Source organism: Paraburkholderia franconis, assembly GCF_009362735.1.
GTDB lineage: Bacteria > Pseudomonadota > Gammaproteobacteria > Burkholderiales > Burkholderiaceae > Paraburkholderia > Paraburkholderia franconis.
The window spans coordinates 1-6598 of record NZ_WHNP01000155.1 but is presented as its reverse complement, the minus strand read 5'-3'; the positions used below and the strand labels follow the sequence as shown (position 1 = coordinate 6598).

The 6598-nt window shown below is 58.4% G+C and carries 8 protein-coding genes and 1 pseudogene; 3 read left to right on the top strand and 6 right to left on the bottom strand.

Annotation, left to right across the window (positions count from 1 at the left end):
* Positions 1-244: transposase (locus GCT13_RS46440; protein WP_152766407.1), on the bottom strand; the 244-nt coding region annotated here is incomplete at its 3' end.
* 34 nt (positions 245-278) lie between these two features.
* Between GCT13_RS46440 and GCT13_RS51550 the strand changes: the two genes are divergently transcribed.
* Positions 279-971 (top strand): SHOCT domain-containing protein, encoded by a 693-nt coding sequence (locus GCT13_RS51550; protein WP_227747388.1) that lies wholly within the window; start codon positions 279-281, stop codon positions 969-971.
* A 295-nt stretch (positions 972-1266) separates the two neighbouring features.
* Here GCT13_RS51550 and rpsU read toward each other — a convergent pair whose 3' ends face one another.
* The 3 genes from rpsU to GCT13_RS46420 all read right to left on the bottom strand — a co-directional run bounded on the left by rpsU (position 1267) and on the right by GCT13_RS46420 (position 2744).
* On the bottom strand, positions 1267-1479 hold the full coding sequence (gene rpsU, locus GCT13_RS46430; protein ID WP_152768302.1) for a 30S ribosomal protein S21: 213 nt from the start codon (positions 1477-1479) through the stop codon (positions 1267-1269).
* A 558-nt stretch (positions 1480-2037) separates the two neighbouring features.
* Positions 2038-2262 carry a hypothetical protein gene (locus GCT13_RS46425; RefSeq protein ID WP_152768303.1) on the bottom strand — a complete coding sequence of 75 codons (225 nt, stop codon included), beginning with the start codon at positions 2260-2262 and terminating at the stop codon, positions 2038-2040.
* A 278-nt stretch (positions 2263-2540) separates the two neighbouring features.
* Positions 2541-2744: a cold-shock protein gene (locus GCT13_RS46420; protein ID WP_017773014.1), complete on the bottom strand. Its 204-nt coding sequence runs from the start codon at positions 2742-2744 to the stop codon at positions 2541-2543.
* A gap of 521 nt (positions 2745-3265) precedes the next feature.
* On the opposite strand from GCT13_RS46420, the gene GCT13_RS46415 reads away from it, so the two are divergent.
* Both GCT13_RS46415 and GCT13_RS46410 read left to right on the top strand, forming a co-directional pair.
* Positions 3266-3559 (top strand): hypothetical protein, encoded by a 294-nt coding sequence (locus tag GCT13_RS46415; protein ID WP_152768301.1) that lies wholly within the window; start codon positions 3266-3268, stop codon positions 3557-3559.
* Positions 3560-3561: 2 nt separating this feature from the next.
* Positions 3562-3840 carry a DUF2274 domain-containing protein gene (locus GCT13_RS46410; protein ID WP_152768300.1) on the top strand — a complete coding sequence of 93 codons (279 nt, stop codon included), beginning with the start codon at positions 3562-3564 and terminating at the stop codon, positions 3838-3840.
* 673 nt (positions 3841-4513) lie between these two features.
* On the opposite strand, the gene GCT13_RS46405 is transcribed toward GCT13_RS46410, so the two are convergent.
* On the bottom strand, positions 4514-4735 hold the full coding sequence (locus tag GCT13_RS46405; protein ID WP_152768299.1) for a hypothetical protein: 222 nt from the start codon (positions 4733-4735) through the stop codon (positions 4514-4516).
* Between the two features lie 589 nt (positions 4736-5324).
* Positions 5325-6335: pseudogene (locus GCT13_RS51680) on the bottom strand (IS110 family RNA-guided transposase).
* Positions 6336-6598: the final 263 nt, after the last annotated feature.

The following is a 6598-nucleotide window of genomic DNA, read 5'->3' as shown; positions in this document are numbered from 1 at the left end:
TGTCGCGCTCCATTTTTAACTGGCGATTCTCACGGCGCAGCCGCGTAAGCTCCTGCCGCTCGGCCGTGGTCAGCCCGTCATGACGCACCCCAGCATCACGTTCGGCTTGCGCAACCCAGTTGGTGATGGTCTGCGCCGTCGGTTCGAACTCGCGAGCGAGCTCCTGCGGTGTGCGCCCGGCCTTGACCAGTTCCACCATCTGCGCCCGGAATTCCGCCGGGTACGGTGTACGAGTCTTGCCCATTTCGGCACCTCCTGTAAAAGGATAGGTGTCCGTTTTGCCGGGTCAACTTCAGTTCAACAACTACCTGAAAGGCCGGGTCGATGGCCTCTGTTTCGAGCTTTCCGGCCTGATGGCAAATCAGCCCGACCTTATTCGCAGCGGCAGCGTCCAGTCGCAGAGCCAGGGTACCCAGCAGCAGGGCAACGACGGCGGCGGCCAGCAACAACAGCAGGGCGCGGGTTACGGTGGCAGCAACCAGCAGCAGACCGCAGCCGGACCGGTCGGACCGGTGAGTCTGTTCGTTCCGCCCGCTCCCGGCACCTCTGGCGACTGGTGGCCCGCTGATCTGGGGCGGCCCAACAGCACCGGCGCGCAGAACGACGTCCGCTATGCCTACTTCGCACAGCCCCGGCGCCTGGCGATCGAAGTGAACGGCAGGGTGACGACTTACGATACGCTCGATCACCAGATCAGCGGCTTCTCACAGCAGCAGTCCCGCGGCGCGTCCCTCACATTCGCGAGCCAGCACGGCCTGGTTGCTGTCGCCAGCCTGCCGGTTGTCCCGGTCGGTGGGGTTCCGCCGCCGGCGTCGCCGTCGGTGCAGGAGGAGCCCGTCAGCACTCAGTCGGTCGCCCGCGAGGCAGACGTGTTCGCCACCATAGAGAAGCTCGCCCAACTGCACGCGAAGGGGATTCTCAGCGATGAGGAGTTTGCCGCCAAGAAGGCGGAGTTGCTGAGCCGTTTGTGAGCGTCCCGTCATCGCGCAGCGCAACCGGGGCACGATTTCTACCTGGCTGAAACGCCCACACAGGGACGGGCACATCGTCCGGTTGATTGCTCAGTAAGAAGCGACCGACTTGTTCCTGTAGGTCCGGAATCGACCCGATACAGGTCTATCGATCGCAGAAAATCGAGTGGCCGGTATGCGAAACTCAACCGGCCACTCGGCCCAGATCAGAACCGGTTCCCCATGCGGAGGTTACGCGAGACACCCGGCTGGGCACTAGACGGCCGCCTCGACATGGCTGCCCGGCAGTTCCCGGTCAGTACCGTTTTTTCGGCGGCAACGACCGTTTGATCTGCTTGCGCAAGCGTGCCACTGCAGCAGCCTTTTTGCGCTTGCGTTCTGCGGTAGGTTTTTCATAGGCTGTCCGGGCACGAAGCTCCGGAATCAAGCCGGTGCGCTCGATCGCGCGACGGAAACGGCGTAATGCAACTTCCACGAGCTCGTCGGGTTTCAGAATTACGGTAGTCAATTTTTTCCTTGGTTGAGATCCGGCAGCAATGGCGAATGGTGATGTGCACGCAGCGTGGGCTCGGATGCCGCATTGAGGAAGAAGCCGCGAGCGTTGATCGACACGCGCTCGCGCGGTAGTAGGAAGCATGAAATTTGCTGGGCAGCCCTTGCGTCCTGGAAGTCATGGACACCGCCCTGTCCGGGCGGCGAATAAGGTACGCGAGGGGATTGGTCAGACGCGGCGGCTCGCAATACCGGTCCGATGCGAGCCGGGGCGTGCAGTCCAGCGAGCACTGTTATCGCTGGCCTCACTGGACTATCAATCAAACGAAAATTCGCGACTAACCAGCACGCGTTTTTTCGGTGCCGTGCGAAGCGCGCTACTCCTGCATTGTAACCGAAGGCCGAAGGCCGCCATCTGTCCCGCCACTATCGGCGGGGCCAGAAAGAAGGGGCGTTGTCAGCCATGCGTGCCGACGATGCGCAGTTCGGGATCCCGCGTGATGTTTGGGCGCGTTTTGTTGCACCCGCCCTGGCGTCTCAGATGCGTTGGGTGTTTCGAACTGTGGCGTCGTCTTTAACCGCGCGTGTCGACCCAGTTGCGTGCCCACCGGGTCGAGTGCTGCAACGCCTGCTCTTCACTCTTGAAGTAATCGAGCGAATAGAACCAGTAGCGACCTTCGGCTCGCGCGCTATCGATGCGTTCGAGCAGCAGGTTGGATGAAAAGCTACCGTCGGGCAAACGATGCGCCGAGGATTGGACGGCATAGCCGTTATATTGTTGAATTTGTTTGTTTTGCATTTTAATTTTAATGATATTTGAGTGCGCACGTGCCGTGCGAAAAGTACACGGGTGCGCCGATTCAAAGCCATTCGAGCCGAATTCTGAAGCAGTCGAAAAGCGAAAAATGGCGTTGAAGCCTGAGGGGAGAATGAGGCGCAACGAGGCGTATGGCGCTTGGCAAGCTGCACAATAAACAGATGCCAATCAGGAGCGATCGCGCCAACTGAGGGACACAAAGCTCCGCGAGGGTGTCGCTGCAACCCGGCGTCCGTCGCGGGAGGCCGGGCCCTTCAACTTTACATCGGCTTGATGTTAGCCGCTTGCAGCCCCTTCGGGCCTTGCTTCGTTTCGAAGCTCACCTTCTGATTTTCAGCCAGCGTCTTGAAGCCGTCACCCCTGATTTCGGAGAAATGCGCGAACAGGTCGTCGCCGCCCTTGTCCGGGGTGATGAAGCCAAAGCCTTTGCTGTCGTTGAACCACTTAACGGTGCCGGTATCCATGAAGAATCCTTGAGGAAAAATACGAAGATTTGCTCTATTAAAGAGTGTGTGAAGCTTCAAGGAGGGAGAGGACAACGAATACCGCTGAGGAGCGAGCAATTGATGAACAGCAATCGAACTTCTTGAACTTCGAACGGCACAATATCCGCCGGGTGGACCAGCGTCAATACTTATCTTGTAACTGTTTCACTAGGCGGCCCGTTCTGCAGACGAAGCGATGCGGCTCTGCCTGGCTGTGCCCCCTTGCCTGGCATGGCGCACAGGTTAGACAGAGGTGGCGGGCAGGCGCAAGCCTGGGGCGGCACCGCACCTACTGAGACGGGATCGAACAGACGGAGCTGCGCACCGCGCCCCTTTGTATCAGATCAGCGGACTGGCCGTTTCCAAGGCGCAGCCGACGCGGGAATGACTGGGCTGCGATCCAAGTGAAGGGCGCTTCCTGGCCCAGACTGTGTCAAAAAACAATTTCGTAGTACTAAAATTATTCATCGGAGAAGCATGACTTTCAGGTCAATCTCAACATGACGCGACAGAAAGCGCTTCTCGTGCGGTCAACCAACATAGCCGTGCTGATGGGTTTCATGTGCTTCGCGGCTTATGTGGCGCCGAAAATCGGTCAGGAGTTCACGACCAGTTCCGTGCTTTGCTTCGGCGCGTACGTGGCGATCGGCCTTGTCGTCTGTCCGGTTGCCAGGGCGGTGCCCGCCGAACTCTTCGCCGGACTCAACTGGAACAGCCGCCTCGACGTGCGGCTTTATTACGTGTGGCTCTGCTGTCATCAAGGCGATCCGTCGCAAACACTGGGACTGACATAACCATGACGCAAAAACTTACCCGCAAATCTTCCGCACGTCTGCTGTTGCCGGTCGTCAAGCGCGAGCCGGAAAAGACCAGGTTGCCCGTTAACCTGTCGCAAGAAGTACATGCCGATCTGCTCGCCTATCAGCGCGCCTACCAGGACATGAATGACGCGGAGGTGTCGCTCGACTTCATCATCGAGCATGTCATCGTGCAGCACCTGAAGCGTGACAAGGCGTTCCAGGCCTGGAAGGCAACAACGCCGAAGGCTGCAGACCAGAGTCGGTCAACTGCATAGCAGCTCTCGCGCGTCGGGTCAGGTGCTGCGCGCGGTCGCATAAGCGGTGCGATCGGACGCGGGTAAATGTTGCCCGCGTCCGTGTCCGTGTCAACTTCGCGATCAAAGTGGCGCCCGTTGAACAATCCGTCAATGTCTTTCAGCTTACGCATTGGCTCCCGCATCAAAAACTCAAGCGTACAGACCGACGCATCCGGATTGCACCACAGCTATTTACATTTGGCACGGTGTATGCGTGACTGAGCATCTCACCTGGTCATTTCGGGGGGACATCATGCTGACCCGAAAATTTACCTACGTAACCTGTCCGTGCGGACATCGCGGTGTCATCGTCGAGACCGGAAACGCTGAGCAACGTGCCGCCTGGTACATGGCTAGCCTGCGCGATCTCGAGCACAAGGGTGCTTACGATGGACTTGACAATCTATTTGCGGAGATGAGCCCGTCCTGCCCGAAGTGTGGTGCCTCGCTCACGCCGAGCCATATTTCTTCACAGACGCTGCGAGGGTTCGCATCCCGCGGCGAACGTGCGATGTCAAGTGTTGTGGGTGTAGGGTCTCGCCCGTGATAAGACGGGACGCTCGCCTTGTAGGAAGTACACGCCGGCGGATCGCCGTCTCCCATGAGGCGGTCAACACCCACTTAAACGAACGATCATCTTCAGAAATCGCCGCTAGCCGCAGTCAAACATCGTCATCTCCCACTCCCCGGCGACCTCGTCGTGGCGCAGGATATAGACGGCGACATCATCGCCTCGGACCTTGAAATAGCGGTGGTCCGGCGCAAGCCAGCGGTCGAGTACCTCCACGACCCGGATCCGGCGTTTTCCAAGAAAGAACACACGCGGTGTCTCCTCGTCCCGATAGCCGGCGTAACACTCCACCCGAATGCCCATATTGATTTCCTCCTGCTGATCCGGTGATTCCGGGCTAACCTTGGCGTAGGGCGCATCAATTCTGTCAATCCAGATTCCCTATTGCGCAAGGAATATCCCCGTCGAATTGACAAATTTGTTTCCGAACGAAATAAAGTCGTCAATTCACCCCAGTCCGAATTAAAACTGCCACCCATTGGAAGGCTGGAGTAAAGGGATAAATCTCTCCTCTCAAGGACTGGGCCCTGCATGTTGAACCTGTTTTTTGGCCATCCTGACGATGCGAAGCTTGGTGACGCGCCCGGTTTCTCGTCTGTATGGTCGCGGAACTGATCCGCACCAGTCACCCATCGGGATCAAGGTGAACACCCGATTTCCGGCATTCACCCCTGGCTCAGTCGAGCTCCAGAGAATCGTCGGTGCCAGGCCAATGTCCAGAGGGCGGATACTTTTCAATTCCATGGTTGCCCCGCATGGGGCACCAGACAGTTATCGGCTCATGACCTGGGCGTCTCAGGGTTCGTAGCAGCGGGATGGCCGGGGACTGGGCACAATCACTTCCATGGTTTCGGACCAACAAATTTACCGTGCTCTCAGTCCCCCGCCAAAGCTAGCTAAAGCATCGCGTTACCTCGAATGGTTTGCCATCACGCATCATGTAATAAGCCGCACGCGCCAGCTTGTGCGCGAGCGCTTTCATGGCCACGACTGGCAGACGCTTGGCCTTCTTGCGTTCGTAAAAGCGTCGCGCCTGGGGGCAGGAGCGCAGCGCAATGGCTGCAGCCTCGATGAAAGCCCAGGCGAGATACTTGTTGCCGTTCTTCGCATTGCCTTCGCCTTTTTTCTTCCCGTTGGAGATCCGCTTGCTGTCAACGCACCGGCAGTATGAACTGAACTGGCCGACGCTGCGGAAGCGGGCAATCGTGCCGGTCTCAAGCATGATCGTGGCTGCGAGTACATTGCCGATCCCAGGCGCGCTTTTCAGCGTTTCGAATTCAGGGCGTAGAGTTGCGCCTCCTGATGCAGGATCTTTTCGAGGGCAGCTATTTCAATGCGCAGCGTGCGCAGCACTGTCATGTTGGCCATTAGCGCGCGCTCGACATGCGGCGGTAGGGCAAATGCGCGTATCGCCTCATCATCCAGTCGCTGGACATGTTCGCCGTTCATCGGCAAGTTGATCTGCCGTGCCAGCAGGCTCTCAATGCTGAGGATGTGCAAGGTCCGCTGCTGCACAAGCTGTAGCCGCTTGCGGGAGAGATCTCGCAATGCTCGAGCGACGAGCGCGATGCGGTGTTCCTCGCTCACATATTCCGTCTTGGACTGCTGCCTGAAGGCTACATCTATCCACCAGCCGAACGTTTAGCCCCTCGTACTGCTTGATTGCAGAGGTGTTGGCGAGATGAACGGCAAAGCCTGCGGCGATCAGTCCGTCGACAAGCCAGTACCAGTTGAACGTTGCCTCCACGACTATTCCTTGAAGCTCATCTTGGTGTGGCACGAGCGCCGCAACAATTAGCTGCAGGTCGTTGGCGAGTCGCTTGCAGTAGAGCACCCGATCCTCGTCGTCGATCACGGCGACCATGGCATTGTTCGAGTGCAGATCGATGCCGCTATACTTCATTTCAGCGTGCGACACGTGTCGCCGTCCGCCGGACGTAAATCGGCAATGAAGTTGACGGCAAAGCTCTTTCTTGCCTTGTCACATTCGGGATCTGTCGAAATGTGACCTGCTGCACGACCAGCAGTTGCCTATCCGGACGTGCGCGATTGGTAACGATCGGGTGCGAAGCTCCGGAGACAAAGTACCCTTCAGTAGACGGTTCACCGTGGCGACTCGGCAGGAATCGACACTGCCAGCAGCCGTGCGGTGTGGGGGCAAGGCAA

Coding starts and splice junctions, on each gene's coding strand:
- GCT13_RS46425 (WP_152768303.1), bottom strand. CDS start 2,262: ATGCAAAACAAACAAATTCAACAATATAACGGCTATGCCGTCCAATCC.
- GCT13_RS46420 (WP_017773014.1), bottom strand. CDS start 2,744: ATGGATACCGGCACCGTTAAGTGGTTCAACGACAGCAAAGGCTTTGGC.
- GCT13_RS46415 (WP_152768301.1), top strand. CDS start 3,266: ATGACGCGACAGAAAGCGCTTCTCGTGCGGTCAACCAACATAGCCGTG.
- GCT13_RS46410 (WP_152768300.1), top strand. CDS start 3,562: ATGACGCAAAAACTTACCCGCAAATCTTCCGCACGTCTGCTGTTGCCG.
- GCT13_RS46405 (WP_152768299.1), bottom strand. CDS start 4,735: ATGGGCATTCGGGTGGAGTGTTACGCCGGCTATCGGGACGAGGAGACA.